At 58.8% G+C, this 25,348-nt stretch carries 22 protein-coding genes and 4 tRNA genes; 10 read left to right on the top strand and 16 right to left on the bottom strand.

Annotation, left to right across the window (positions count from 1 at the left end; genetic code table 11):
* Positions 1-43 precede the first annotated feature (43 nt).
* Together ACA043_RS08740 and bamJ are read right to left on the bottom strand one after the other, a co-directional pair.
* Entirely contained in the window at positions 44-499 is a 456-nt protein-coding gene (locus tag ACA043_RS08740) for a YkvA family protein (protein ID WP_187677482.1), read from the bottom strand.
* A gap of 292 nt (positions 500-791) precedes the next feature.
* The gene (gene bamJ / locus ACA043_RS08735) at positions 792-1,508 is read right to left on the bottom strand and encodes a BamJ family beta-barrel-assembly machinery protein (protein ID WP_497658979.1); all 717 of its coding nucleotides are present in this window, start codon (positions 1,506-1,508) and stop codon (positions 792-794) included.
* 270 nt (positions 1,509-1,778) lie between these two features.
* On the opposite strand from bamJ, the gene ACA043_RS08730 reads away from it, so the two are divergent.
* Positions 1,779-3,587, top strand: a complete 1,809-nt coding sequence (locus ACA043_RS08730; protein WP_497658978.1) for a di-heme-cytochrome C peroxidase — start codon at positions 1,779-1,781, stop codon at positions 3,585-3,587.
* A 26-nt stretch (positions 3,588-3,613) separates the two neighbouring features.
* Positions 3,614-4,747 carry a catalase family protein gene (locus tag ACA043_RS08725; protein ID WP_497659629.1) on the top strand — a complete coding sequence of 378 codons (1,134 nt, stop codon included), beginning with the start codon at positions 3,614-3,616 and terminating at the stop codon, positions 4,745-4,747.
* 328 nt (positions 4,748-5,075) lie between these two features.
* Here the strand turns inward: ACA043_RS08725 and ACA043_RS08720 are convergent.
* The 4 genes from ACA043_RS08720 to ACA043_RS08705 form a co-directional block, all read right to left on the bottom strand.
* Positions 5,076-5,152: transfer RNA gene (locus ACA043_RS08720), tRNA-Asp, on the bottom strand.
* Positions 5,153-5,171: 19 nt separating this feature from the next.
* Positions 5,172-5,247: transfer RNA gene (locus ACA043_RS08715), tRNA-Val, on the bottom strand.
* 197 nt (positions 5,248-5,444) lie between these two features.
* A tRNA-Asp gene (locus tag ACA043_RS08710) sits at positions 5,445-5,521 on the bottom strand.
* A 19-nt stretch (positions 5,522-5,540) separates the two neighbouring features.
* Positions 5,541-5,616, bottom strand: a tRNA-Val gene (locus tag ACA043_RS08705).
* 159 nt (positions 5,617-5,775) lie between these two features.
* On the opposite strand from ACA043_RS08705, the gene rdgC reads away from it, so the two are divergent.
* From rdgC to sugE, 3 genes are all read left to right on the top strand, one after another.
* Positions 5,776-6,696, top strand: coding sequence for a recombination-associated protein RdgC (gene rdgC, locus ACA043_RS08700; RefSeq protein ID WP_122593573.1), 921 nt, complete (start codon positions 5,776-5,778; stop codon positions 6,694-6,696).
* A 171-nt stretch (positions 6,697-6,867) separates the two neighbouring features.
* Positions 6,868-7,833 (top strand): bile acid:sodium symporter family protein, encoded by a 966-nt coding sequence (locus ACA043_RS08695; RefSeq protein ID WP_497658977.1) that lies wholly within the window; start codon positions 6,868-6,870, stop codon positions 7,831-7,833.
* 120 nt (positions 7,834-7,953) lie between these two features.
* On the top strand, positions 7,954-8,268 hold the full coding sequence (sugE, locus tag ACA043_RS08690) for a quaternary ammonium compound efflux SMR transporter SugE (RefSeq protein WP_008077894.1): 315 nt from the start codon (positions 7,954-7,956) through the stop codon (positions 8,266-8,268).
* Positions 8,269-8,365: 97 nt separating this feature from the next.
* On the opposite strand, the gene ACA043_RS08685 is transcribed toward sugE, so the two are convergent.
* The 4 genes from ACA043_RS08685 to ACA043_RS08670 all read right to left on the bottom strand — a co-directional run bounded on the left by ACA043_RS08685 (position 8,366) and on the right by ACA043_RS08670 (position 13,146).
* Positions 8,366-10,240 carry an MFS transporter gene (locus tag ACA043_RS08685; protein ID WP_497658976.1) on the bottom strand — a complete coding sequence of 625 codons (1,875 nt, stop codon included), beginning with the start codon at positions 10,238-10,240 and terminating at the stop codon, positions 8,366-8,368.
* Between the two features lie 96 nt (positions 10,241-10,336).
* On the bottom strand, positions 10,337-11,488 hold the full coding sequence (locus ACA043_RS08680; protein ID WP_497658975.1) for a TDT family transporter: 1,152 nt from the start codon (positions 11,486-11,488) through the stop codon (positions 10,337-10,339).
* A 105-nt stretch (positions 11,489-11,593) separates the two neighbouring features.
* On the bottom strand, positions 11,594-11,905 hold the full coding sequence (locus ACA043_RS08675) for a cupin domain-containing protein (protein ID WP_187677476.1): 312 nt from the start codon (positions 11,903-11,905) through the stop codon (positions 11,594-11,596).
* 53 nt (positions 11,906-11,958) lie between these two features.
* Complete coding sequence (locus ACA043_RS08670) at positions 11,959-13,146, bottom strand: MFS transporter (protein ID WP_401269870.1); 1,188 nt, start codon at positions 13,144-13,146, stop codon at positions 11,959-11,961.
* A gap of 91 nt (positions 13,147-13,237) precedes the next feature.
* Between ACA043_RS08670 and ACA043_RS08665 the strand changes: the two genes are divergently transcribed.
* Entirely contained in the window at positions 13,238-13,780 is a 543-nt protein-coding gene (locus ACA043_RS08665) for a TetR/AcrR family transcriptional regulator (protein ID WP_401269872.1), read from the top strand.
* A 222-nt stretch (positions 13,781-14,002) separates the two neighbouring features.
* Entirely contained in the window at positions 14,003-17,473 is a 3,471-nt protein-coding gene (locus tag ACA043_RS08660; protein ID WP_489878562.1) for a hybrid sensor histidine kinase/response regulator, read from the top strand.
* Positions 17,474-17,551: 78 nt separating this feature from the next.
* Here the strand turns inward: ACA043_RS08660 and ACA043_RS08655 are convergent, their stop codons facing one another.
* Positions 17,552-18,916 (bottom strand): DNA recombination protein RmuC, encoded by a 1,365-nt coding sequence (locus ACA043_RS08655; protein ID WP_187677502.1) that lies wholly within the window; start codon positions 18,914-18,916, stop codon positions 17,552-17,554.
* A gap of 175 nt (positions 18,917-19,091) precedes the next feature.
* Positions 19,092-19,415, bottom strand: a complete 324-nt coding sequence (locus ACA043_RS08650) for a sel1 repeat family protein (RefSeq protein ID WP_497658974.1) — start codon at positions 19,413-19,415, stop codon at positions 19,092-19,094.
* A gap of 964 nt (positions 19,416-20,379) precedes the next feature.
* Between ACA043_RS08650 and ACA043_RS08645 the strand changes: the two genes are divergently transcribed.
* From ACA043_RS08645 to ACA043_RS08635, 3 genes are all read left to right on the top strand, one after another.
* A complete protein-coding gene (locus ACA043_RS08645) occupies positions 20,380-20,604 on the top strand; it encodes a hypothetical protein (protein WP_003223079.1) in 225 nt (74 codons plus the stop codon).
* A 299-nt stretch (positions 20,605-20,903) separates the two neighbouring features.
* Positions 20,904-21,386, top strand: coding sequence for a hypothetical protein (locus ACA043_RS08640; RefSeq protein ID WP_401269879.1), 483 nt, complete (start codon positions 20,904-20,906; stop codon positions 21,384-21,386).
* 146 nt (positions 21,387-21,532) lie between these two features.
* Positions 21,533-22,804, top strand: a complete 1,272-nt coding sequence (locus ACA043_RS08635; protein WP_497617149.1) for an OmpP1/FadL family transporter — start codon at positions 21,533-21,535, stop codon at positions 22,802-22,804.
* A gap of 81 nt (positions 22,805-22,885) precedes the next feature.
* Here the strand turns inward: ACA043_RS08635 and ACA043_RS08630 are convergent, their stop codons facing one another.
* From ACA043_RS08630 to ACA043_RS08615, 4 genes are read right to left on the bottom strand one after another with little or no spacing between them, the layout of a single operon-like run.
* Positions 22,886-23,446: a glutathione peroxidase gene (locus tag ACA043_RS08630; protein WP_497617147.1), complete on the bottom strand. Its 561-nt coding sequence runs from the start codon at positions 23,444-23,446 to the stop codon at positions 22,886-22,888.
* Positions 23,447-23,500: 54 nt separating this feature from the next.
* The gene (locus ACA043_RS08625) at positions 23,501-23,623 is read right to left on the bottom strand and encodes a hypothetical protein (protein WP_305442146.1); all 123 of its coding nucleotides are present in this window, start codon (positions 23,621-23,623) and stop codon (positions 23,501-23,503) included.
* Positions 23,620-24,822: an MFS transporter gene (locus tag ACA043_RS08620; protein WP_401269883.1), complete on the bottom strand. Its 1,203-nt coding sequence runs from the start codon at positions 24,820-24,822 to the stop codon at positions 23,620-23,622. Before ACA043_RS08620 ends, ACA043_RS08625 begins: the two co-directional genes overlap by 4 nt.
* A gap of 52 nt (positions 24,823-24,874) precedes the next feature.
* Entirely contained in the window at positions 24,875-25,279 is a 405-nt protein-coding gene (locus tag ACA043_RS08615) for a MarR family winged helix-turn-helix transcriptional regulator (protein ID WP_187677467.1), read from the bottom strand.
* Positions 25,280-25,348: the final 69 nt, after the last annotated feature.

Below are 25,348 nucleotides of genomic sequence, written 5' to 3'. Positions count from 1 at the left end.
CCAAGGTCGCGGGGGGTATCTATCTGTAAGCGGACTTCGACAATCAGGGCTTTTTCGGGCCCTGGAGTTGCAGTTGCTCGGGGGTATCGGGCAGACGTTCGACGACTGCCAGTTTTTCCGGTTGCAAGCGGTTGCGCCAAAGTCGGAAGGCGTTGAGTTCATCGTCGAGGGTTTTCATCAGCCAGGCGAGGACGGCGATGTCGTCTAGCATGCCGAATACCGGGATAAAATCCGGGATAGCATCCACCGGGCTGAGGAAATACATCAACCCCGCCACCACCGAAACCAAGGCTTTCGGGCTGATCGCCCGGTACTCACCGCGCCAGTAGGCCAGGCACAAGGCCTGAAGCATACGAAGATCATCTTTGAGTTTGCCGAGTCTATTGCCTTGCGCGGCGCCTTTGCTGGCCACGGCAAACAGCAGCGTCGGCAGGCGACCGCGAGCCAGCAGACGGCCGGCCAGAGGCAGGAATCGAGCGAAATTCCACGGAGCTTTCATCTATTCCTCCCGTTGAAATGTTATCCACACAAATTGTGGATAACCTTGTGAACAGAGCTGCATTTCAGCGCTGAAAGCCCCGTTTCATAAGGGCTACGCTCAGATCGGGCGTTTTTTACTCACATAAAAAAACCCAATATTTCATTGACTTGGCGGCTGAGGGCGTCTAGCGAGCAACCTCAAAGGCTATGACTCCCCCGACCGCCATCGGTTCGCTCTGTTTACCCTTGCCAAGGTCCAGATGCAACAACGCCCCGCATAAGCGAGGCGTTGTTGTCGAAGCCTTGGCTAATTACTTGGCCGCGGCGCCTTCTTTGGCTGGATCCTTGATGGCCATCAGTTCCAGGTCGAAAACCAGAACCGAGTTGGCCGGGATTGCCGGGCTTGGCGATTGAGCGCCGTAAGCCAGATCGCTAGGGATGTACAGCTTGTACTTCTCACCAACGTGCATCAATTGCAGACCTTCAACCCAACCCGGGATCACGCCGCTTACTGGCAGATCGATCGGGCTGCCGCGCTCGACGGAGCTATCGAATACGGTGCCGTTGGTCAGCTTGCCGGTGTAGTGAACGGTCACTACGTCAGTCGGCTTAGGCTGTGGGCCGTCGGCCTTTTTGACGACTTCGTACTGCAGACCCGAAGCGGTGGTGGTCACACCAGCCTTCCTGCCATTTTCTTCGAGGAATTTCTTGCCAGCGGATGCCGACTCTTCGCTCATCTTGGCCATACGCTCTTCAGCACGCTTTTGCAGCGCGGCGAAGGCTTCGACCAGCTCTTCATCTTTCAGCTTCTGTTCTTTCTTGCCGACGGCATCTTCGATGCCCTGGGCTACCGCTTTGGAGTCCAGATCATCCATGCCTTCCTGAGCAAGGCTCTTGCCCATGTTCAGGCCGATACCGTAGGAAGCTTTTTGCGCCGGGGTTTTCAGCTCTACGCTGGTCTGCGAATCACAACCCGCGAGGACCAGGCTAACCAGGGCTACCGCCGCCGCCAACCGATGCTGTTTCATGCTATTTCCTTGTTCATGCGCCGAAAGGGCAATCGAGTAAAGCCGCGAGCTTATCAGGCCGCCACGACCAATGGCTACCGGCATGAGAGCAGTAAACCTGCGATAAGTTCAGGGATTAAAACGCATTTGGGCAAAGCAATGATGAAGCTTATGTCATCTGGTCGCGACAACGACCGACTTACATTCCCCCAACATCTGGCGTAATGGCCACTTGCCACGCACAGCCATGCTCAGGCATAACAGCGCAACAATTCGACAAGGATGTTTATCTTGCGCCTTTTATTCCGCGTGCTGGCTCTGGTCGTCGTGCTGCTGGGACTCGTCCTCGCGGTGGTTTTGTACTACGTGGCCAATCCGAAAATGCCCTTCTACACGCCCGCGCAGCAGGTGCATTACCTGAATCAGTGGGCGGAAGAAGAACGACAGACCTATTACTTCACGCCCCAGGGCACGCAAGTCAAAGGGTTGCGCTATGAGTGGTTTCAGGCGCTGGAGTTGCCCTTTTCGCAGCAACGTTTCGCCGCCCCCGAATACCTCGCGCGCTTCGGTTTTCTCGTCGATCCGCAACAGAAAGCCACGCCGGGCAATCCCGGCAACCTGCCCGTCGGCTTTGCGCGACACCAGAATCCCGGGAGCACCGAGCAATATCTGGACATAACTTGTGCCGCTTGCCACACCGGTGAACTGCGCTTCAACGGCCAAGCCGTGCGCATTGACGGTGGTTCGGCACAGCACGTACTGCCGTCGAGTGTTCCTACGCTGCGCGGTGGCAGTTTCGGACAGGCATTGGTCGCCAGTCTGACCTCGACTTACCTCAACCCATGGAAATTCGAACGCTTTGCCCAACAGGTGCTGGGCGATGACTACGACGCCCGCCACGAGCAATTGCGCAAGGATTTCAAAAGCTCGCTGTACACCTTTCTGAAAGTCGCGTGGAACGACACGCATCGCGGCCTCTACCCCACCGAGGAAGGCCCGGGCCGCGCCGATGCCTTCGGGCGGATTGCCAACGCGACGTTCGGCGATGCCATCTCCCCCGCCAACTATCGCGTGGCCAACGCGCCGGTGGACTACCCGCAGCTATGGGATATGTGGACGTTCGACTGGGTGCAGTGGAACGGTTCGGCGCAACAACCTATGGCGCGCAACATCGGCGAGGCATTGGGGGTGGGTGCCACGCTGCAGTTCTTCAACGCCAACGGTCAGCCGTTGCAAGGCGATGACCGTTACGCTTCCAGCGTCCGTGTACGCGACCTGCACAAGATCGAAGAAACCCTGCAACGCCTACAACCACCCGCCTGGCCGGAAGCTCTGTTTGGCACCGTCGACAGATCGCAGGCAGCCAAGGGACGCGCGCTGTTTACAGAGAACTGCGCCGCTTGCCACGTCCCACGCAAAACCCAGGAAGGCGAACGCTGGGTGCAGCATTTGCGCATGGTGCCAGTGGATGTCATCGGCACCGACCCGAACGCCGCCAACAACATCGCCACCCACCGCTTCGACCTGACGGCGCTGCAATGGGATCTGAAAGAGCTGGAAAAGATGGACGTAAAGCTGCATCCAACACCGACGCAACCGCTCGATCTGAGCCAGTTGTCAGTGGCTAAAGGCCTGGCTTACGTCACCGCATTCGTCGAAAACCGCGCTTATCGCGAAGCGAAGGTGACGCCTGAGGAGAAACCCGGGCTCGACGGTTTTGGTCTGCCGATCGGCGTTCGCGAACAAGTCGCCTACAAGGCGCGCCCACTGGCCGGCATCTGGGCTACCGCGCCGTTTCTACACAACGGTTCGGTGCCAAGCATTTATCAATTGCTGTCGCCGCAGGATGAGCGCGCCACCACCTTCTATAAAGGCACCTTCGAATACGACCCGCGACATCTGGGCTACCGCACCGAAGCCTTCACCAATGGTTTTGTGTTCGACACGCGGGTTACCGGCAACCACAACAGCGGCCATGAATTCCGCGCCGGCGAGCGCGGCAATGGCGTTATCGGCCGGCTGTTGCAGCCCGAAGAACGCTGGGCATTGCTGGAATACCTGAAAGTTCTGGGCGGCCCGCTCGAGGCGCAATTGCCATGATCTCGACCTTCAAGAAAGAATTGCCTTTGTTGGCCAGAGTCTGGTTGTGGCTGGGACGATTGTTGGGCAAAACGTTGTTGATCGTGTTCGCCATCGGACTGCTCGGCTGGGCCGTCGCCACGGCGTGGTTTGCCTGGCAGCACCGTGGCCCGGTTTCAGCACTGGAGCAGATTCCGCCAGACGAGTCGGCCATGACTCAGGATGTGATCCAGACGGCCGTGCGCATCGTCGATCAACACCGCGAAGGCACTCGCTATTTACGCGACGCTCACGCCAAGGCCCATGGTTGTGTGAAAGCGCAGGTGCAGGTTCTGCCGCAACTGGCACAGTCATTGCGACAGGGTGTCTTCAGTGAGCCGGGTAAAACCTGGCAGGCGATGATTCGACTGTCCAATGGCAATGCCTATCCGCAGTTCGACAGCATGCGCGACGCCCGTGGCATGGCGATCAAGTTGCTCGACGTGCCGGGCATGCAACTGCTCGGTAACCGCCAGCAACAGCGCGAACAAGACTTCGTAATGTTCAGTCACCCGAACTTCTTTGTCAGCGATGTCGCCGAGTATCGTCAGAATGTGGCGGCGCAGGCTGACGGTAAAAAGGTCATGGCGTTTTTTCCGGGATGGGATCCACGCACTTGGCAGATCCGCCATCTGTTTATTGCGCTGGCAACACTGTCGCCGCCGCCGGACAGTCCGACCGGGACGACTTACTTCTCGGTATCGCCCTACAAGTTGGGTGAGGCCAATGTGAAATTTCGGGTAACGCCCGATCCGGACAATTGCCCAACCTACACCTTGCCCAAGCAGAACCACGATTTGCCGAACTTCCTGCGCGGCGCCCTGAATCAGCAGTTATCAACGGATCGCGTGCCTGCTTGTTACGTGCTGCAGATCCAGCGCCAGGATGCCAATAAATACATGCCGATCGAGGACACCAGCATCGAGTGGCGCGAGCAAGATGCACCGTTCGAATCCGTTGCCCGCATCACCCTGCCACCTCAGGATTTCGATACACCACAGCAAAATCTTCTATGCGACAACCTTTCGTTCAACCCATGGTTTGGCATCGAAGCACATCGCCCGATCGGCGGAATCAACCGACTGCGTAAAGCGGTGTACGAAGCGGTCAGCGACTATCGCCACCAGCGCAACGGTGAATGATCAATGCCTGGCCGGTACGTTCTTCACAGCGGATGATGCCGCAACCTTTCCGACACGCGGCCAGGTTTTGCTCGGAAGAAGAACGCTGAGGATTCCGGCGTTGGCGGCTTTGTCGACAAACATTTGCGGACTCACAGCGCCGGCGCTGATTTTTTGCTCAAGGCCTTGAGCAAGCGAAGAACATTGCCCATTGTCCGAAAGTGACCCGTCTGGCAGGCATTACATAGATATATGCAGCGAAAATAACCCAAACGCCAGACAGCAAAAAGCCCGCACTGGGCGGGCTTTCTGTGGTGATCTGGCGTTCAGTGTTCCAGATTACCGAATATGGCGCAGCGGACGGGACTCGAACCCGCGACCCCCGGCGTGACAGGCCGGTATTCTAACCGACTGAACTACCGCTGCGCGAAACGCTTGAAACGAATGGTGGGTGATGACGGGATCGAACCGCCGACATTCTGCTTGTAAGGCAGACGCTCTCCCAGCTGAGCTAATCACCCTTCGCTTCGTTACGGGGCGCATTATGCCACAAGTTTTCGTAAAGTGTTGATTTAATTGAAGTTTTTTCAAAAAAATCTGAAAACCGGTGAAACAACACATCCCGCGGGTACAACGTACAAACTTGAGACAGAAAAAAACCCGCCTCAGCGGGTTTTTCCGTGGTGACCTGGCGTTCAGCGTTCCAGGTTACCGAATATGGCGCAGCGGACGGGACTCGAACCCGCGACCCCCGGCGTGACAGGCCGGTATTCTAACCGACTGAACTACCGCTGCGCGTAACACATGAAACGAATGGTGGGTGATGACGGGATCGAACCGCCGACATTCTGCTTGTAAGGCAGACGCTCTCCCAGCTGAGCTAATCACCCTTCGCTTCGGTGTGGCGCGCATTCTACGGAGCGACCCCACCTCTGGCAAGCACTTTTTTAAATAATTTTCTCAGGCCTTCCAAAGGCTTAGAGAAGGGTTGGCCTATGCCACGGCGAAGACAATAATGCCCCCCTTTGTATAAAGGAGAGACTCACCCCATGTGGTTCAAAAACCTGCTTATCTATCGCCTGACCCAAGACCTGCCTGTCGACGCCGAGGCGCTGGAAACTGCACTGGCCACCAAACTGGCGCGTCCATGTGCAAGCCAGGAGTTGACCACCTACGGCTTCGTCGCGCCGTTCGGCAAAGGCGAAGATGCTCCACTGGTGCACATCAGCGGTGATTTCCTGCTGATTTCTGCGCGTAAAGAAGAACGCATTCTGCCGGGCAGCGTCGTGCGCGACGCGGTCAAGGAAAAGGTCGAAGAAATCGAAGCCGAGCAGATGCGCAAGGTCTATAAGAAAGAACGCGACCAGATCAAGGATGAAATCATCCAGGCGTTCCTGCCGCGCGCCTTTATCCGCCGCTCGTCGACCTTCGCCGCCATCGCGCCGAAGCAAGGGCTGATTCTGGTCAACTCGGCCAGCCCGAAACGCGCCGAAGACCTGCTGTCGACCTTGCGTGAAGTGATCGGCACCCTGCCCGTTCGCCCACTGACTGTGAAGATGGCTCCAACGGCGGTCATGACGGATTGGGTTACCACGCAGAAAGCCGCTGACGACTTCTACGTGCTGGACGAGTGCGAACTGCGCGACACCCACGAAGACGGCGGCATCGTCCGTTGCAAGCGTCAGGACCTGACCAGCGAAGAAATCCAGCTGCACCTGAGTACCGGCAAAGTGGTCACTCAACTGTCGCTGGCCTGGCAGGACAAATTGTCGTTCATGCTCGACGACAAGATGACCGTCAAGCGCCTGAAGTTCGAAGATCTGTTGCAGGATCAGGCGGAACAGGACGGCGGCGACGAAGCCCTGGGCCAACTGGATGCCAGCTTCACCCTGATGATGCTGACGTTCGGCGACTTCCTGCCGGCGCTGGTTGAAGCGTTGGGTGGTGAAGAGACTCCGCAAGGGATCTAAAGCCTCTCGCAAGCACCTTCTTCTATAGAGGGTGCCTGAAAAAAGATCGCAGCCTTCGGCAGCGCCTGCATTTGGAATGCATTTTCCTGTAGGTGCTGCCGAAGGCTGCGATCTTTTTGCAAGCACCGTATGCTTAGCTTCCTAACGCTTTCACATAACAAGGAACAAGCCATGCGCGCACTGGCTGCACTCAGCCGCTTTGTCGGCAATACCTTCGCTTACTGGGTTCTGATTTTCGCCGTCGTGGCCTTCCTGCAACCTTCGTGGTTCCTCGGCTTGAAAAGCGCGATCGTGCCGCTGCTCGGACTGGTGATGTTCGGCATGGGTCTGACGCTCAAACTCGACGACTTCGCCGCTGTCGCCCGCCATCCATGGCGTGTGGCGCTGGGCGTGGTTGCGCACTTCGTGATCATGCCCGGCGTGGCGTGGTTGCTTTGCCAGGTGTTTCACCTGCCCCCGGAAATCGCCGTCGGCGTGATTCTGGTCGGTTGCTGCCCAAGCGGCACCTCTTCCAACGTGATGACGTGGCTGGCTCGCGGTGATCTGGCACTGTCGGTGGCCATCGCCGCCGTCACCACCCTCCTCGCCCCGCTGCTGACCCCGGCGCTGATCTGGCTGCTGGCTTCGGCGTGGCTGCCGGTATCGTTCATGGAGCTGTTCTGGTCGATCCTGCAAGTGGTGCTGCTGCCGATCATCCTTGGCGTGGTGGCGCAACGGTTGCTCGGTGACAAGGTGCGTCACGCGGAGGATGTATTGCCGCTGGTGTCGGTGGTCAGCATCGTGATCATCGTCACTGCGGTGGTCGCCGCCAGTCAGGCAAAAATCGCCGAATCCGGTTTGCTGATCATGGCCGTGGTGATGCTGCACAACAGCTTCGGCTACTTGCTGGGCTACTTCACCGGACGTCTATTCAAATTGCCGCTGGCTCAGCGCAAATCGCTGGCGCTGGAAGTCGGCATGCAGAATTCGGGGTTGGGTGCCGCACTGGCCAGCGCACACTTCTCGCCACTGGCAGCGGTGCCAAGCGCGTTGTTCAGCGTCTGGCACAACATTTCCGGAGCGTTGCTCTCCACTTATTTCCGGCGGATGAGCGAGAAAGAAGATGAACAGGCGCTGGCTCAACGAGCTACGGACTGATCGGGAAACTTGATCCCCGGGTTAATGCGCGGCACTCTATTGCGCAACGCGGGGACGACCTCGCGGCTCGATCGAGTTTTTTAATCTGGGGACGACCCCGTCAATCGATGGAGGTCTCTCATGTCCTGGATCATTCTGTTTTTCGCCGGCCTGTTCGAAGTTGGCTGGGCTGTCGGCCTGAAATACACCGATGGCTTCAGCCGTCCACTTCCCACTGCACTGACCGTTGCGGCCATGGCCATCAGCCTTGGCCTGCTCGGCCTTGCGATGAAGGAATTGCCGCTGGGCACGGCCTACGCGATCTGGACCGGCGTGGGTGCCGTGGGTACGGTGATTGCCGGGATCATTCTGTTTGGTGAGTCAATGGCGTTGATTCGGCTGGCCAGTGTGGCGTTGATCATCACCGGGTTGATCGGGCTCAAGGTCAGCGCTTAGGCCTCTACCGCTATCGCGAGCAGGCTCACTCCTACAGGGGAACGCATTCCAACTGTGGGAGCGAGCTTGCTCGCGAAGAGGCCAGATCAGGCGACAACTATCTAACAGTGCCCCGCAACTCCCCCACCAACCCCTGCAACTTCAATGGCTCTGCCACCTCAACCGTCACCGGCGCTCCCGCCACCAACGTCACCCGCGACCACAACCGGCGGAACACGCCCTTGTTCGGATCGCGACTGAAGAAACTCCCCCACAACCCCTGCAATGCCAGCGGAATCACCGGCACCGGCGTTTCCTCGAGAATCCGCGTCACCCCCCCCTTGAACTCGTTGATCTCGCCATCGGCCGTCAACTTGCCCTCGGGGAAAATGCACACCAGTTCACCGTCCTTCAGATATTGGGCGATCCGGGTGAAGGCCTTTTCGTAGATCTGGATGTCTTCGTTGCGTCCGGCAATCGGAATAGTCCCCGCCGTGCGGAAGATAAAGTTCAGTACCGGCAGGTTGTAGATCTTGTAGTACATGACAAAGCGAATCGGCCGACGCACCGCGCCGCCAATCAACAGCGCATCAACAAACGACACGTGGTTACACACCAGCAACGCCGCGCCTTCATCCGGGATCGCTTCAAGGTTGCGATGCTCGACGCGGTACATGGAATGGCTGAGCAGCCAGATCATGAAACGCATGCTGAACTCGGGGACGATCTTGAAGATGTAGGCGTTGACGCCGATGTTCAGCAGCGACACCACGAGGAACAGTTGCGGGATCGACAGCTTGGCCAGGCTTAACAGCACGATTGAAACGATGGCGGACACCACCATAAACAGCGCGTTGAGAATGTTGTTGGCCGCGATCACCCGCGCCCGCTCGTTCTCGGCGGTGCGCGACTGGATCAATGCATACAGCGGCACAATGTAGAAACCGCCGAAAATACCGAGGCCGAGGATGTCGACCAGTACCGCCCAGGTGTGGCCAAAGCCAAGCACTTCGGTCCAGCTATGGCCGGTGACACTGTCGGGAATTCCACCGGAATGCCACCACAGCAGCAGGCCGAACACCGTCAGGCCGAACGAGCCGAACGGCACCAGACCGATCTCGACTTTGCGCCCGGAGAGCTTCTCGCAGAGCATCGAACCCAGCGCGATCCCCACCGAGAACACCGTGAGAATTAGCGTGACCACGGTTTCGTCGCCGTGCATCCATTCCTTGGCGTAGGCCGGGATCTGCGTCAGATAAATCGCCCCGACAAACCAGAACCACGAGTTGCCGACAATCGAACGCGACACCGCAGGCGTCTGGCCCAAACCTAGTTTCAATGTGGCCCAGGACTGACTGAAAATATTCCAGTTCAGGCGCATTTCTGGCGATGACGCCGCTGCGCGGGGAATGCTGCGGCTGGCCAGATAACCCAGCACGGCAATGCCGACGATGGCGATCGACACCAGCGGCGCGTAGTGGGTCGAGGACATGATGATCCCGGCGCCGATGGTCCCGGCGAGAATCGCCAGGAATGTGCCCATTTCCACCAGACCGTTGCCGCCGACCAACTCTTCCTCACGCAACGCCTGCGGCAAGATCGAATACTTCACCGGCCCGAACAGCGCCGAGTGGGTGCCCATGGCGAATAGCGCCACCAGCATCAGCGACAGATGATCGAACAGGAAGCCGACCGATCCTACCGCCATGATCGCGATTTCCGCGAGTTTGATCAGACGGATCAGCGCGTCCTTGGCGAACTTCTCGCCGAACTGCCCGGCCAGCGCCGAGAACAGAAAGAACGGCAGGATAAACAGCAACGCACACAAGTTGACCCAGATGGAGCGGTCACCCTCGATGGTCAGCCGATAGAGAATGGCAAGGATCAGCGACTGCTTAAACACGTTGTCGTTGAACGCACCGAGCGACTGCGTGATGAAAAACGGCAAGAAACGCCGGGTGCGCAGCAGGTTGAACTGTGAGGGGTGACTCATCTTCCGTGTTTCCCTGATGTTGGGTAGTGAGGCCTGGGTTCTTGTATTGGAATCTCGAACCGCGATCCAGGCCACACCTTACCTAAACTTTTCAGGTTATTTCTTCAAACCTGCAATGCAGGGCGAGACAAACAGCTCGCCACGCCACGCACCTTGCACCGTCCGTTTGCCCACAATCAGCCACATCACCGCCAGCAACGCCACCAGCACGCAGCCGACCACACTGAAAAAGCCGAGGTTCAAGGTGCTGGCAAGTTTCAGCGTTGCCAGCGAATAAACGCCCAACGGGAAGGTAAAGCCCCACCAACCCAGGTTGAACGGAATGCCGTCTCGCAGATAGCGCACGGTAATCAGCAGCGCCATCAGCATCCACCACAGACCGAAGCCCCACAGCGTGATCCCGGCCACCAAACCAAGGCCCGCAGCGATTTCACCAATACCCGGCAAACCGTTGGCGGCGAAGATGGCCGGCGCATCAGCGCCCAGCAGGAGCATGCCCAGCGCACCGGTGCCGATCGGGCCCAGGGCCAGCCAGCTCGATGCGGCCATGTTTTCGTGGGGCAGTTTGTGCAGGGCCATGCGCAGCAACAGGATCGTCAGAATGCTGAACGCGACCGGTAGGGAAAATGCCCAGAGCACGTAGCTTGTGGTCAGCACCACCAGTTGCGAGTGGGCATCGCTCAGGTGCGGTGCGAGCAATCCACCGCTGGCCGCAGCTACCTCTGCGGCTACCACGGGCAACAGCCAAACGGCCGTCATCTGGTCGATGCTGTGTTCCTGACGGGTAAACATCATGTAGGGGATCAACACGCCACAGGCCAGCGACATCGCCACGTCAATCCACCACAGCACTTCGGCGAGATGGATGACGCCATTGCCCCAGCGCGGCAGGCCGAACAGCAGAAAGCCGTTAATGATTGTCGCCAGGCCCATGGGAATGGTGCCGAAGAACATCGACACAGTGGAGTGGCCAAAAATCCGCCGCGCTTCATCGAAGAACAGAATCCAGCGGGCGGCATAGCCAGCGGTAAACAACGTGAACAACAGAATGTTGAACAGCCATAGCCCTTCGGCCACCGCGTGTAGACCGGGTATCGCCACCGGCAAATTCGCCAACGCCAGAGCCAGCACGCCGGTGCCCATGGTTGCGGCAAACCAGTTCGGGGTGAATTGGCGGATCACTTCGCGGGGATGCTGAAGTTGGCTGAACGGCTTGATGCCGCGTTTAACGCTGTTAGGGCAAGTCATCATGAACTCCTGTCCTCTGGTGAGGTTGAGTCCATGGTAGATCTGAATCGAATATCTATATAACGGGTAATTTCTCTAACTGTTATCTGTTTTACAGATAAGCAGTCAGACGCTGCCTTCGCTCTCGATCACCAGAATCCGCGCCGCGCCCTGCGGATGGGCGACGTGTTCGGTGCCGACCGAGGCGTGGAAGATGTCTCCGACTTCGAGCAACGTCTGCTTTTCCTCACCGTTTTCGCGATAGCGCATCTGTACTTGCCCATCGAGCACCACGAACACTTCTTCGCCGTCATTGATGTGCCATTTATACGGTTGATCGGTCCAGTGCAGACGTGTGGTGATGCCGTTCATGTTGGCGATATCGAGTGCGCCCCAGGCTCGGTCGGCGGTGAAGGCCTTGCTGCGAATAATCTTCATGAGTGGATCCGAGAACAGAATGACTGGGGCAAGGCTAACCGAAAGCGCTGCGGTTATGGAGCGCCGCACACCTTGGCCGGTTGCGGACGCAGACTGAGCAACAAAGCACCGACGGCCAGTACGATGAGTACCCCGCCATACACATCGGTCATGGCAAGCAGTCCGAGGCTATGGGTGAAATGTCCTGCCAGCAGAGCCGGTAAGCAAAACGCCAGATAGCTCAACACGTAATACGCCGACATCAACCCGGCCCGTTCATGGGGCAATGCCAGCGGCACCAGGCTGCGTACCGCGCCGAGGAAGCCTGAACCAAAACCACAACCGGCGACCAGCGTACCGAGGAAAAACAGCGACAGACTGGCGCTGTGCACACCCAGCAGAATCAGCACCAGACCGCTCGGCAGCAAGCTTGCACCTATCTGCAAAGCCCGAGTGGCGGCACCATTACGCAAGGTGAAAATCATCAGCGCACCGGTCACTGTCAACGCCGCCACGGTCGCGCCACCGATCAGGTTGGAGGTGGAACCGGTGGCGGTGCGCACCAGCGATGGCGCCAGCGATGCGTAAAAACCGCCGAGCGCCCAGGTCGCGGTGTTCAGCGGCAGCACTCGCCACAACGTGGCACGGGCCTGAACCGGTACATGCAAAGTCGGCCGCAACGAGGCCCACGCCCCGACTTGCGGCGTAATGCTTTCCGGCAGGCGCCAGACGTACAACGCCTGCCCCACAAACAGCGCGAGCAGCAGCCAGTAAGTCAGTTGCAACGGCGCCGGGGCAAATTCGGCCAGCAAACCACAACCCATTGCCCCCAATGCCATCCCGAGCAACGGGGCAACGCTATTAATCAATGGCCCGTGCTGGCGGTCAGTATCGAGCAGCGTCGCACTTAACACCGCAGTGGCCATGCCGGTGGCAAAACCTTGCAGTACCCGCGCTCCGATCAACCAACTGACGCTGTCGGCATAGATAAACAGCAACATCGCCAGTGCATTGAGCAGCACCGCGGTGAAGATCACCGGTTTGCGTCCCAAATGATCCGAGAGCGAACCGACGGTCAGTAGAGCCGCCAGCAGGCTCAACGCGTAGACACCGAAAATCAGGGTCAGCACCGCTGCCGAGAAGTGCAGTTGATCCTGATACAGGTGATACAACGGCGTCGGCGCGGTGGAAGCGGCGAGAAAACTGAGTAAGGTGATCGCCAGAAACCACAGGTTCGAGCGATGGGAAACGGGACTATTCATGTGCACACTCCGCAAAAGCTAATTTTTTGCTTTTGCGGAGTGTGCTACCGCCCAACGCTTAAAGCAAATTCTTTGTGTTAAGGTCTGCCGCATGGCTATTAAAGAAGGTTTACGCCCGGGCGGTCGTAGTGCCCGAGTGCAAGAGTCGATTCACTCGGCAGTCCGCGCGCTTCTGCAAGAACAGGAGCGTTCAACTGTGACCGTGCCGCAAATCGCGGCGCGCGCCGGGGTGACGCCGTCGACGATTTATCGGCGCTGGGGTGATCTGGCGGCGTTGCTGGCCGACGTCGCCCTCGCCCGCATGCGTCCCGACAGCGAGCCGGCGCAAACCGGTAGCCTGCGTAGCGATGTCCGCGCGTGGGCCGAGCAATACCTCGACGAGATGAGTTCGGAGCCGGGCCGCAACATGATGCGCGACGTGCAGGCGAGCGCGACGCCGGGGTATTGCGTGACGATTATCGGGGCGCAGTTGCAGACCATCATCGAACGGCACCCCGCTGAAACGGCGCCGAGTGTTGATCGGTTGATCAATCTGGTGGTGGCGCCGGTGGTGTTCCGGATTCTGTTTTCGGCTACGGCGCTGGAGATAGAGGAGCTGCACCGGTTGATCGATATTGCGTTGAAACAGGACTGACGCCTTCGCGAGCAAGCTCGCTCCCACAGGGGAATGCATTCCAAATGTGGGAGTGAGCTTGCTCGCGAAAAGGCCCGCCCAATCACCATCAAAACCACCCGATTCCCTGCCTGCGACACCCCGCCACGCCACGACCTTGGTCGACACTGACTAACCGCCGCACTCATGCGAGACTGTCCGCCCGGGCAGGAGTGCCGGGGAGTCTTCTGTCGGGAGTGTTGCATGCCGTTGTCCACCGGGCTGATCGCCGTTGTCGCCCTGGCCTATATGGCCATCATGTTCGCCATCGCCTTCTACGGCGACCGTCGCAGTGCGCCGCTGCCGCCGCGAGTGCGTGCCTGGGTGTACAGCCTGTCGCTGGCGGTTTATTGCACCAGTTGGACATTCTTCGGCGCGGTTGGTCAGGCCGCCGAACAGTTGTGGTCATTCCTGCCGATTTACCTCGGGCCGATTTTGCTGTTAGTCGGCGCGCCGTGGGTTCTGCAAAAAATGGTGATGATCAGCAAGCAGGAGAACATAACCTCCATCGCCGACTTCATCGCCGCACGCTACGGCAAATCGCAATCGCTGGCGGTAGTCGTGGCGCTGATCTGCCTGGTCGGCGTCCTCCCCTATATCGCCCTGCAACTCAAAGGCATCGTCCTCGGCGTAAACCTGTTGATCGGCGCCGGTGCCGACGCGATGGGCACCCGCGCCCAGGACACCGCGCTGATCGTGTCGCTGGTGCTGGCGCTGTTCACCATCGTCTTCGGCACACGCAACCTCGACGCCACGGAACACCACCGTGGCATGGTGCTGGCGATTGCCTTTGAGTCTTTGGTCAAGCTGTTCGCGTTTCTCGCCGTCGGCGCCTTCGTCACTTATGGCCTGTATGACGGCTTCGACGATTTGTTCAATCAGGCGATGCTCGCCCCGCGCCTTGAGGAATACTGGAAGGAAACGATTAATTGGCCGTCGATGGTGGTACAGACCGGCGTGGCGATGATGGCGATCATTTGTTTGCCGCGACAGTTTCACGTCACGGTGGTCGAGAACATCGACCCGCAGGATCTGCGCCTGGCCAAATGGGTGTTTCCGGCTTACCTCGCCTTGGCCGCGCTGTTTGTAGTCCCTATCGCCCTCGCCGGTCAGATGCTACTGCCGAGCGATGTGCTGCCGGACTCGTTCGTGATCAGCCTCCCTCTGGCCCAGGCCCATCCGGCGCTGGCGATGCTGGCGTTTATCGGCGGCGCTTCGGCGGCGACCGGCATGGTCATCGTCGCCAGCGTGGCGCTGTCGACCATGGTCTCCAACGACATGCTGTTGCCGTGGCTATTGCGGCGCAACAACGCCGAGCGCCCGTTCGAAGTGTTCCGCCAGTGGATGCTGTCGGTGCGCCGAGTCAGCATCGTAGTGATTCTGCTGCTGGCTTACGTCGCCTATCGCTTGCTCGGCTCCACCGCCAGCCTGGCGACCATCGGCCAGATCGCCTTCGCCGCGGTGACACAACTGGCCCCGGCCATGCTCGGCGCACTGTACTGGAAACAAGCCAACCGTCGCGGCGTGTTTGCCGGTCTCGCTACGGGCACCTTCTTGTGGTTTTACACATTGATCCTGCCGATTGCCGCGCGCAGCCTCGGCTGGCCGCTGGACACGTTCCCCGGCCTGGCGTGGCTGCACAGCAACCCGTTGAATCTGCCAATCACGCCGTTGACCCAAGGCGTGGTGCTGTCGCTGGCGGGCAACTTCACGTTGTTCGCCTGGGTTTCGGTGCTGTCTCGCACACGTGTGTCGGAGCACTGGCAGGCCGGGCGTTTCATCGGCCAGGAAATCAGCGCCCGGCCGAGTGCGCGCTCGATGCTGGCGGTGCAGATTGATGATTTGCTGCAACTGGCGGCACGCTTTGTCGGTGAAGAACGCGCGCGGCAAAGCTTTATCCGTTTCGCTTATCGCCAAGGCAAAGGCTTCAACCCGAATCAGAACGCCGACGGTGAATGGATCGCCCACACCGAGCGATTGCTGGCGGGTGTCCTCGGCGCCTCTTCGACAAGAGCGGTAGTAAAAGCCGCCATCGAAGGTCGGGAAATGCAGTTGGAGGATGTCGTCCGAATTGCTGACGAAGCCTCGGAAGTGTTGCAGTTCAACCGCGCCCTGCTGCAAGGCGCCATCGAGAACATCACCCAGGGCATCAGCGTGGTCGACCAGTCGCTGAAACTGGTGGCGTGGAATCGGCGCTATCTGGAGCTGTTCAACTACCCGGACGGCCTGATCAGCGTCGGCCGGCCAATCGCCGACATCATTCGCTACAACGCCGAACGCGGTTTGTGCGGCCCCGGCGAAGCGGAAGTCCACGTCGCCCGACGCCTGCACTGGATGCGTCAGGGCCGCGCGCATACGTCTGAACGACTGTTCCCCAACGGCCGGGTGATCGAGCTGATCGGCAACCCGATGCCCGGCGGCGGTTTCGTCATGAGTTTTACTGACATCACCGCGTTCCGTGAAGCCGAGCAGGCGCTGACCGAGGCCAACGAGGGGCTGGAGCAACGGGTCAGTGAGCGGACTCAAGAGCTCTCGCAGCTCAACGTCGCCTTGACCGAAGCCAAGGGCACCGCCGAGGCCGCCAACCAGTCGAAAACCCGCTTTCTCGCGGCAGTCAGCCATGACTTGATGCAACCGTTGAACGCCGCGCGGCTGTTCTCTGCCGCCCTCTCCCATCAGGACGACGGTTTGAGCAGCGAGGCGCAGAAACTGGTTCACCACCTCGACAGCTCGTTGCGTTCGGCTGAAGACCTGATCAGTGATCTGCTGGACATTTCCCGCCTGGAAAACGGCAAGATCAACCCGGATCGCAAGGCGTTTGTGGTCAATGAGCTGTTCGACACCCTAGGTGCCGAGTTCAAGGCGCTGGCGCAGGAACAAGGTTTGAGCTTCCGTGTGCGTGGCAGCCATTTGCGCATCGACAGCGACATCAAGTTGCTGCGGCGGATTCTGCAAAACTTCCTGACCAACGCTTTTCGCTACGCCAAAGGTCCGGTGCTGCTGGGTGTGCGGCGACGTGGTGGGGAGTTGTGTCTGGAGGTATGGGATCGCGGGCCGGGTATTCCGGAAGACAAGCAGCAGGTGATTTTCGAAGAGTTCAAACGCCTCGACAGCCATCAGACCCGCGCCGAAAAAGGCCTGGGGCTGGGCTTGGCGATCGCTGATGGTTTGTGTCGCGTACTCGGCCATACATTGCGCGTGCGCTCGTGGCCGGGGCGCGGCAGCGTGTTCAGTGTCAGTGTGCCGCTGGCTCGCACGCAGGCTTTGCCGGCGAGCGCTGCTGTCGAGCTGAACGGCAAGTTGCCAAGCGGCGCCCGGGTGCTGTGTATCGACAACGAAGACAGCATTCTGATCGGCATGAACAGCCTGTTGAGTCGCTGGGGCTGTCAGGTCTGGACAGCGCGCAATCGCGAGGAATGTGAGGCGCTGCTCAGTGACGGGGTGCGGCCGCAACTGGCGTTGGTCGACTATCACCTGGATCACGGCGATACCGGCACTGAACTGATGGCGTGGTTGCGTACGCGTCTGGGCGAGCCGGTGCCGGGCGTGGTGATCAGCGCCGACGGGCGACCCGAGATGGTCGCGCAGGTGCATGCGGCGGGGCTGGATTATCTGGCCAAACCGGTGAAACCGGCGGCGTTGCGGGCGTTGCTGAGTCGGTATTTGCCGCTTTAAAAGCACAAGATCGCAGCCTGCGGCAGCGCCTACATGGATCCCGTGTAGGCGCTGCCGCAGACTGCGATCTTTTGATCTTTATTCCGGCAACTCAACCAGCCCATCGACATCCGTCATCGCCCGCTCCAGCAGATCCGCCGGCAAGCTCTTGCTCGCCCGTGCGCCCAGCAGTTTGAGCTGCTCACTGCGGCTGACCAGGTTGCCGCGCCCTTCTGTCAGTTTGTTGCGTGCTGAGCTGTAGGCTTTGTCCAGTTGTTGCAGGCGATTGCCGACCTCGTCCAGATCCTGAATGAACAGCACGAACTTGTCGTAGAGCCAACCGGCGCGCTCGGCGATTTCCCGGGCGTTCTGACTCTGGCGCTCCTGCTTCCACAGGCTGTCGATGACGCGCAGTGTCGCCAGCAACGTGGTCGGGCTGACAATGACGATGTTGCGATCGAACGCCTCCTGAAACAAAGAAGGCTCGGCCTGCAATGCCGCCGAAAACGCCGCTTCGATCGGTACGAACAGCAAGACGAAATCGAGACTGTGCAGGCCTTCCAGGCGCTTGTAATCCTTGCCGGCGAGGCCTTTGACGTGATTGCGCAGGGACAGCACGTGCTGTTTGATCGCGATCTGCCCAAGCGTGTCGTCGTCGGCGGCAACGTACTGTTGATACGCCGTGAGGCTGACCTTGGAGTCGACCACCACTTGTTTGTCGCCCGGCAGATAAATGATCACATCCGGCTGGAAGCGCTCGCCATCCGGGCCTTTGAGGTTGACCTGGGTCTGGTACTCGCGGCCCTTCTCGAGACCTGCGTGTTCCAACACGCGCTCAAGGATCAGCTCGCCCCAGTTGCCCTGGGTTTTCTGGCCTTTCAGTGCACGGGTCAGGTTGGTCGCTTCGTCACTCAGGCGCAGGTTGAGCGCCTGCAAGCGCTCCAGTTCCTTGGCCAGCGAGAAGCGCTCTCGGGCTTCGGCCTGATAGCTTTCCTCCACGCGCTTTTCGAAAGACTGAATGCGTTCTTTCAACGGATCGAGCAACTGGCCAAGGCGCTGCTGACTGGTCTCGGCGAAACGCTGTTCGCGCTCGTCGAAGATCTTGCCTGCCAGCTCGGCGAACTGCGCACGCAGCTCATCGCGCGAACCTTGCAGGTCGTCGAGGCGTTGCTGATGGCTTTCCTGTTGTTCACGCAGCTCGGCGTTCAGCGAAGCCGCCTGAGCGTCGAGGCGACGCAGTTCCGCCTCTTTGTTGGCGCGTTCGAGGTTCCAGGCGTGAGAGGCATCACGGGCGTCGTCGCGCTCGATTTGCAGCAACTCGACTTCGCGGCGCAGAGCCGCCAGATCAGCTTGCTTGGCCGCGTTGGCCTGGCCGAGATCGGCAACTTCGTCACGGCTGGCATCGAGTTGAGCGTTGAGCCCGTCCTGCGCCAGTTGCGCCATAGCCAGCCGCTCTTCAAGCAACGCCACCTCGGCTTGTCGGTCGCTCGCCCGGCGTTGCAGTTGCCAAGCCAACGCCAGCAGCGGCAGCCCCGCCCCTGCGAGACCGAGCAGCACGCTGGTCAAGTCCATAGCCATAGCCACTCCTGCCGATCCGATAAAGTCTGAAGGTTAACCAAGGTGTCAGAACTTGGACAGCTCAGTCTTCGATGAGGCCAAGTTCCTGTTGCGCACGGTGATCGCCGGCGCGTGCGGCCTGGCGTAACAGATCCTGACCGATACGGCGATCCCGGGCATTGCCACACTCGCGGCACATCAACTGGCCGAGACGGCTTTGCGCAGCGACCACGCCTTCGCGCGCCGGTTGCTTGAGCAAGCGGCCGGCCAGATGTTTGGCATTATGGCTGTCGCTCAGGCGCGGGCTGTCGAGCAGCCACTCGGCAACGCGCACGGAAAATCGCTTAGGGGGGGTAACACGGGGAGGTTCTGAGGTAACAGAGTCTGATACTGAGCGAAACTTCATAAAGCACTGTGGGACAGATCGGAAGGCGCGCCACTCTACTCTCTTTTTCTTACAGGTAAAGTCGAAAAATAACCCGGCACGCCCGTCCTAGAGCAAGCGCTCGGGACAATCCACAGAAGCTGTGGATAACTCAGTGGACAACCGCCCTCCAACCGTCGCAAAGCCTTGTAGAATGGGGCTCACAGTCAAACTGACGATTTTTTCACCAACAAAAAAAAGCGATGTTTTTCATTGACTTAAACTTTCGTTACAGGCAGCCACCGGAGTCAGGATTGATGTGACAGCGCCGTTACAGCGCGCGCAACTAATGTGCACAAGTACCTGTTACCCGGTTATATCGATGCGCTTTTTCGGGTCGTTTTGGCAGTAATCCTGGGGATAAGCCGCTCTGTCGCGTGGTTTTACAAAAAATCCCTCACCGACCAACGGTCGAGATGTGAGCCAGTTCGGGGCAGTCCAGCGTCTCGCAAGGCAGATCTGTCCCCCGCCTGCAATATTTTTCAACGCAGAGTTTGCTTTACCCATTTCGATCCGTTAGTATCCGCGGCGTTAGTACCAAGCTGAAAGTCAATTCCGGTCGAACACATCCCCACGGTCAATCTTCTTCACAGAAGCCTTCACCGAAAAAAGCGGGAACGACCCCTCGATGGTTTCCAGGTAAATCTTGCGACGACACCGCCTTTGAATGAATGCAAAGGGTGTTGCGAAGGCTACTTACTCTGACCGAACCAACCTGCAAATTGATCAGGATCTTCACCCCGGGCCCAGAACCTTTGCCCTTGATGTGTTGCCTGCCCTCCTAAGTACCTACCTGCCAGCCCAAGCGCGCCAAATTATCAGCGCTTCAAACTGGCTGCTTTGTTCCAGTCGGGTTCTTTGTTCGACCAATGGTGGTCGACATTACTGGAACGTTTTAACGTTGCACGGTTCTTATCCGTGTCATTTGTAGGAACACCTAATAACTATGTCTACTCAAATCCATACTCAGGATGCCATTCGCACCCTAACCAATGCTTTTGCTCCAATGAACTGCCTGATCATGGCCGCTCGCAAAGGTTGCTTCAGCTTCACCGTAGTCAATGAACACGGGATCGCCCGCCACAGCGAGCGTCTGTACCCCGATCAATACTCCAGCGCCGAACCGCTGCAGGCCGTGATCGACCGTACCCGTCAGGCATTGATTGCCTGAGAGCCGCAAAGGCTGCAAAAGCAAAAGCAAAAGCAAAAGCAAAAGCAAAAGCCTCGCTTAAAACGCGGGGCTTTTTATTGCCTGATATTTCACTTTTTACTCTTGGCGCATAAGCACCATCGGATATAAGGGTTATAACTCGCAGCCGGAAATATTTTAAAAACAGACCTTTACGTCGCGAATATGACACTACACTTCAACTCAAGCGGCGTGATCCGCTTCCGGCGAGCCTGAGTCGATCCACCGCTGCCAAGGCCCCCTTCAGGTTTCGCCGCCCAATAACAAGATCCGAGGGATTTATGGGTATCGCTGCCAGCGAACTGTGTCGCTATGTGATCCGTCCTACGCTGATTTATCTGGGACGTCACTGCGCAACCGCCGAATCCCTTTTGCTGGGCATTGCCGCCAGCCAGTCCGCCCTCGGATCAGCCCTGCATGACCGCCGTGGCCACGGCCTCTATCGCATCGCCGAGCATCGTCATCAGGCACTCTGGGATGATTACCTCGCGCTCGATCCGGAGCGTGCCAGCCTGGTTCGCGGGCTCGCCAGTCAACATGCCTTTCTAAGCGGCCCGCACCTGGAACTGACCGTCAATCTACGTTACGCCACAGCCATCGCCTGGCTATTGGTAGAAGAACAAAACCCCACCCTCCCCGAACCGAACGATCTGCTCGGCATGGCGCGCATCTGGCGTCAGACCTTCCAGCCTCAGGGTCGTCTGCGTGACTTCACGTACGCCTGGCAAACTTGTGTTTCACCGCTGAATCAGGTCGCTTGCTGACCGAGCAGTTTCACAAGATCGCTCAACCGGTCGTGATTTTGGTCTGATTGTCCTACAAAACCGCTCTAACTCAAGGCATACAGACTATAGCGCTGAGGCGAAAATGTTGGTAATTTTCGCCCCGGTGATCACCAGGAGTTCTAATAATGAAAAAAGTCATGCTCAAAACCACCCTTAGCCTTGCCGTTACCCTTGCCTCCACTCAAATTTTCGCGGCCGGCTTTGCCCTCAACGAACAAAGCATCAGTGGGATGGGGACTGGTTTTGCCGGGCGATCTTCTTCTGCAGACGACGCAAGTACTGTTTATGGCAACCCCGCCGGCATGTCGCGCATCAAGCGCGAACAAGTTACCGGCGGTGTAGCCGTTGTCGATGCTCATACCGATATCAGCAATGCCAGCTCCAGCCCCAACGGCGGCAGCAACAAAGGCGACATGGTGCCCTTCACCGCTGTACCTATGGGCTTCTACGTCAAACCGATTGATGATCATTGGGCATTCGGCCTCGGCGTTTATGTGCCGTTCGGCCTGATCACTGATTATGAAAACGGCTTTGCCGGCCGTTACTTCGGCAGCAAGTCCGAAGTACAAGTCATCACCTTCCAGCCAACCGTCAGCTACGCCTTCAACGACAAGGTGTCGATCGGTTTCGGCCCGACCATCAACCGCATCGACGGCTCGTTGGAATCCAACCTGTCGATCACTCAGGCAGCGCCAGACGGCAAGGTCAAGATCAAGGGCGACGACACCGCACTGGGCTACAACGTTGGCTTGCTGGTACAAGCCACCGACTCTACCCGCGTGGGTCTGACGTACCACTCGAAAGTCGACTACAAGCTCGAAGGCAACACCAAGGTCAACTACGGTGTACTGGCCTTGGCCGGTCTGAACCCGAGCCAGAAGTACGACGCATCGTTGAAGATCACCACACCTGAGTCCGTCGACCTCTCGGTCACCCAGGCGATCAACGAGCGCTGGAACGTTTATGCCGGTACTACCTTCACCCGCTGGAGCCAGCTGGAGAAGATCACCGTCAAGAACTCCGGCGTACAGCCGGCGCTGGCCGGCCAGTTCGGCGAGATCAACGAAGACCAGAACTGGCATGACAGCTGGGCCTATGCAATCGGTACTTCGTATCAGTTGAACAAGGAATGGGTACTGCGTACCGGTCTGACCTTCGACCAGTCGCCAACCAACAACGTCGACCGTTCGCCACGCATCCCTACCGGCGACCGGACCATCTTCAGCATCGGCGCTGGCTGGAGCCCGACCGAAGACCTGACCATCGACGTCGCTTACTCGTACCTGAAGGAAGAGTCGGTCAACATTCGCAACGAAAACGATCGTGGCCAGACTTACAACTCCAAGTATGAAAACTCGGCAAACGGTTTCGGTGTCGGCGCTACTTACCGCTTCTGATGCTGTTGGGCGAGGCTGATCCCTCGCCCACTAAAAAGCCCCGCTCTCTTTGCAGAGGCGGGGCTTTTTCATGGGCGCCGATCAGGGTTTCAGTGGTTTTGAAGCGATAGCCTTCTCGATCGCCGCAATAAATTCCGGATCATCGGGCTTGGTCAGGCTGGAGAAATTGGCGATCACTTTACCCTGACGATCGACCACGTACTTATAGAAATTCCACTTCGGCGCACTGCTCTGCGCAGCGAGCACCTGGAACAGATGCGTGGCGTCATCACCGCGTACTTTTTGCGGCTCGGTCATGGCGAACGTCACGCCGTAGTTGGCGTAGCAGACCTTGGCGGTCTCGGCGCTGTCCTTGGACTCTTGTTTGAAGTCGTTCGACGGTACGCCAAGCATTTCCAGCCCCTGCGCCTTGTAGCGCTGATTGAGCGCCTCAAGGCCTTCGAACTGTGGCGCAAAACCACAGAAGCTGGCGGTATTGATCACTACCAGCGGTTTATCGGCATAGCGTTGACACAGATCGATGGATTCCTTGGCGCGCAATTTGGGCAGCGAGCCTTGCAACAATTCCGGACAGTCAGCGGCCTGAGCCAGGCCAGTCAACGCCATCAGCAACGCGGGAACAGCACACCAGCGCTTGAGCATGTCGGGCATCCTTGAGAAGTCTTCAAACCATGAAGTTACTCGCCGGGCTTCTTTCTAGCAAATACTCATGCCCAACTGCATCAAGGCCAGACCACCCTGATGCCAGCCCCACCACACCAGCGCCAGCAGGGCGCCGCCGAGTGCGATGACGGCAATACGTGGCCAGAGTCGGCTCATACGGCGCTCGCTTGCAGGCGCTCGACCGGACGCTCGCGCACCGGCCAATTCAACGCGGCCGCCAGCAGGCTCAGAAGCACCGCCACTTGCCAGATCAAGTCATAACTCCCGGTACGGTCATACACCACTCCGCCCAGCCAGCCGCCGAGGAACGAACCGAGCTGATGGAACAGGAACACGATGCCACCGAGCATGGACAGGTTTCGCACGCCAAACAAGGTCGCCACCGTACCGTTGGTCAACGGCACCGTCGACAGCCACAAGAACCCCATGGCCATGCCGAACAGATAGGCCGTTGTCGTCGTCACCGGCAACCACAAGAACAACACGATCACCACTGCCCGCAACAAATACAGCGCCGTCAGCAAGCGCGGCTTGGACATGCGCCCACCCAGCCATCCGGCCGTGTAGGTGCCGAAGATGTTGAACAGGCCGATCAGCGCCAGCACCGTGGTGCCGACTGTGGCCGGCAGGTGTTGATCGACCAGATACGCCGGCAGATGCACACCGATAAAAACGACCTGAAATCCACAGACAAAAAAGCCCAACGCCAACAGCCAGAACCCGGAATGCGAACAGGCTTCGCGCAGGGCCTCGGATAATGTTTGCTCATGGCCGAGCACCGGCAGCGGCTTGTCCTTGAGCATGCTCACCAGCGGCACGATCATCGCCACCAACAAGCCCAACACCAGCAACGCGGCGGACCATCCGAGCCAGCCAATCAGCCCCAACGTACCCGGCAACATCGCGAACTGGCCGAAAGAACCCGCAGCGCTGGCAATGCCCATGCCCATGCTGCGTTTCTCCGGTGGCACGGCGCGACCGACCACGCCGAGGATCACCGAGAACGAGGTGCCGGACAAACCGATACCGATCAGCAAACCGGCGCTCAGCGAGAGAGTCACCGCCGAGTCGGACAAGCCCATGCACACCAAGCCCAAGGCGTAGAGCACACCGCCGACCAATACCACTTTCGCCGCACCGAAACGGTCGGCCAGCGCACCAGTGAACGGCTGGGCCAGGCCCCAGATCAGGTTCTGCAAGGCGATGGCGAAGGCGAACACTTCACGCCCCCAGCCGAACTGCGCGCTCATCGGCGACAGAAACAGACCGAAACCGTGCCGCACGCCCAATGACAACGCCAGGATCAGCGCACTCCCCAGCAACACCCAACCGCACGTACGCCACATCGATGTCATTGTTATTCTCCAGTCGCGGGTATATACCCGCTTGAATCCGAAAAAACCGGCGCTATGCCAGTTCGTCCAGCAGTCTGAGCAAGGTCTCACGCTTCTCGGCACCCAAGCGGTCGATCAACCGCTGCTGCGCCGCCTCCCACGCCGGCAAAGCTGCCGCCAGGCGCTGCACACCGGTATCGGTGAGCTTGACGATGCGGTTGCGCATGTCTTCGCCCTCAGCCAGCGCCACCAGCCCTTCGCCTTCGAGCACGCGCAGATTGCGCCCGAGGGTGCTGCGATCCAGGCCCATGGCTTCGGCCAGTTCAGAAATGCTCGGTTGATCCAGACGTTGCAGATTGCACAGCAAAGAATACTGGGCAACGTTGATCCCGAAGCCATCGAGAGCGCCGTCGTAATGCCTGCTGACGCCACGAGCGGCGCGACGCAGGTTGGTGCATAAACACTGAGAAGGAAGCATGGTGCGTGTATATACCCGCGACTGTGTTAAATCAAGTTACACATCAAAAGATCGCAGCCTTCGGCAGCT

The organism is Pseudomonas sp. LBUM1648 (assembly GCF_059716145.1).
This window is presented reverse-complemented; position numbering and strand designations above follow the sequence as displayed.

Bases quoted from the DNA above. Each gene is read 5' to 3' on its own strand.
- ACA043_RS08740 (WP_187677482.1), bottom strand. From the start codon at position 499: ATGAAAGCTCCGTGGAATTTCGCTCGATTCCTGCCTCTGGCCGGCCGT.
- bamJ (WP_497658979.1), bottom strand. From the start codon at position 1,508: ATGAAACAGCATCGGTTGGCGGCGGCGGTAGCCCTGGTTAGCCTGGTC.
- rdgC (WP_122593573.1), top strand. From the start codon at position 5,776: ATGTGGTTCAAAAACCTGCTTATCTATCGCCTGACCCAAGACCTGCCT.
- ACA043_RS08695 (WP_497658977.1), top strand. From the start codon at position 6,868: ATGCGCGCACTGGCTGCACTCAGCCGCTTTGTCGGCAATACCTTCGCT.
- sugE (WP_008077894.1), top strand. From the start codon at position 7,954: ATGTCCTGGATCATTCTGTTTTTCGCCGGCCTGTTCGAAGTTGGCTGG.
- ACA043_RS08685 (WP_497658976.1), bottom strand. From the start codon at position 10,240: ATGAGTCACCCCTCACAGTTCAACCTGCTGCGCACCCGGCGTTTCTTG.
- ACA043_RS08680 (WP_497658975.1), bottom strand. From the start codon at position 11,488: ATGACTTGCCCTAACAGCGTTAAACGCGGCATCAAGCCGTTCAGCCAA.
- ACA043_RS08675 (WP_187677476.1), bottom strand. From the start codon at position 11,905: ATGAAGATTATTCGCAGCAAGGCCTTCACCGCCGACCGAGCCTGGGGC.
- ACA043_RS08670 (WP_401269870.1), bottom strand. From the start codon at position 13,146: ATGAATAGTCCCGTTTCCCATCGCTCGAACCTGTGGTTTCTGGCGATC.
- ACA043_RS08665 (WP_401269872.1), top strand. From the start codon at position 13,238: ATGGCTATTAAAGAAGGTTTACGCCCGGGCGGTCGTAGTGCCCGAGTG.
- ACA043_RS08660 (WP_489878562.1), top strand. From the start codon at position 14,003: ATGCCGTTGTCCACCGGGCTGATCGCCGTTGTCGCCCTGGCCTATATG.
- ACA043_RS08650 (WP_497658974.1), bottom strand. From the start codon at position 19,415: ATGAAGTTTCGCTCAGTATCAGACTCTGTTACCTCAGAACCTCCCCGT.
- ACA043_RS08645 (WP_003223079.1), top strand. From the start codon at position 20,380: ATGTCTACTCAAATCCATACTCAGGATGCCATTCGCACCCTAACCAAT.
- ACA043_RS08640 (WP_401269879.1), top strand. From the start codon at position 20,904: ATGGGTATCGCTGCCAGCGAACTGTGTCGCTATGTGATCCGTCCTACG.
- ACA043_RS08635 (WP_497617149.1), top strand. From the start codon at position 21,533: ATGAAAAAAGTCATGCTCAAAACCACCCTTAGCCTTGCCGTTACCCTT.
- ACA043_RS08630 (WP_497617147.1), bottom strand. From the start codon at position 23,446: ATGCTCAAGCGCTGGTGTGCTGTTCCCGCGTTGCTGATGGCGTTGACT.
- ACA043_RS08625 (WP_305442146.1), bottom strand. From the start codon at position 23,623: ATGAGCCGACTCTGGCCACGTATTGCCGTCATCGCACTCGGCGGCGCC.
- ACA043_RS08620 (WP_401269883.1), bottom strand. From the start codon at position 24,822: ATGACATCGATGTGGCGTACGTGCGGTTGGGTGTTGCTGGGGAGTGCG.
- ACA043_RS08615 (WP_187677467.1), bottom strand. From the start codon at position 25,279: ATGCTTCCTTCTCAGTGTTTATGCACCAACCTGCGTCGCGCCGCTCGT.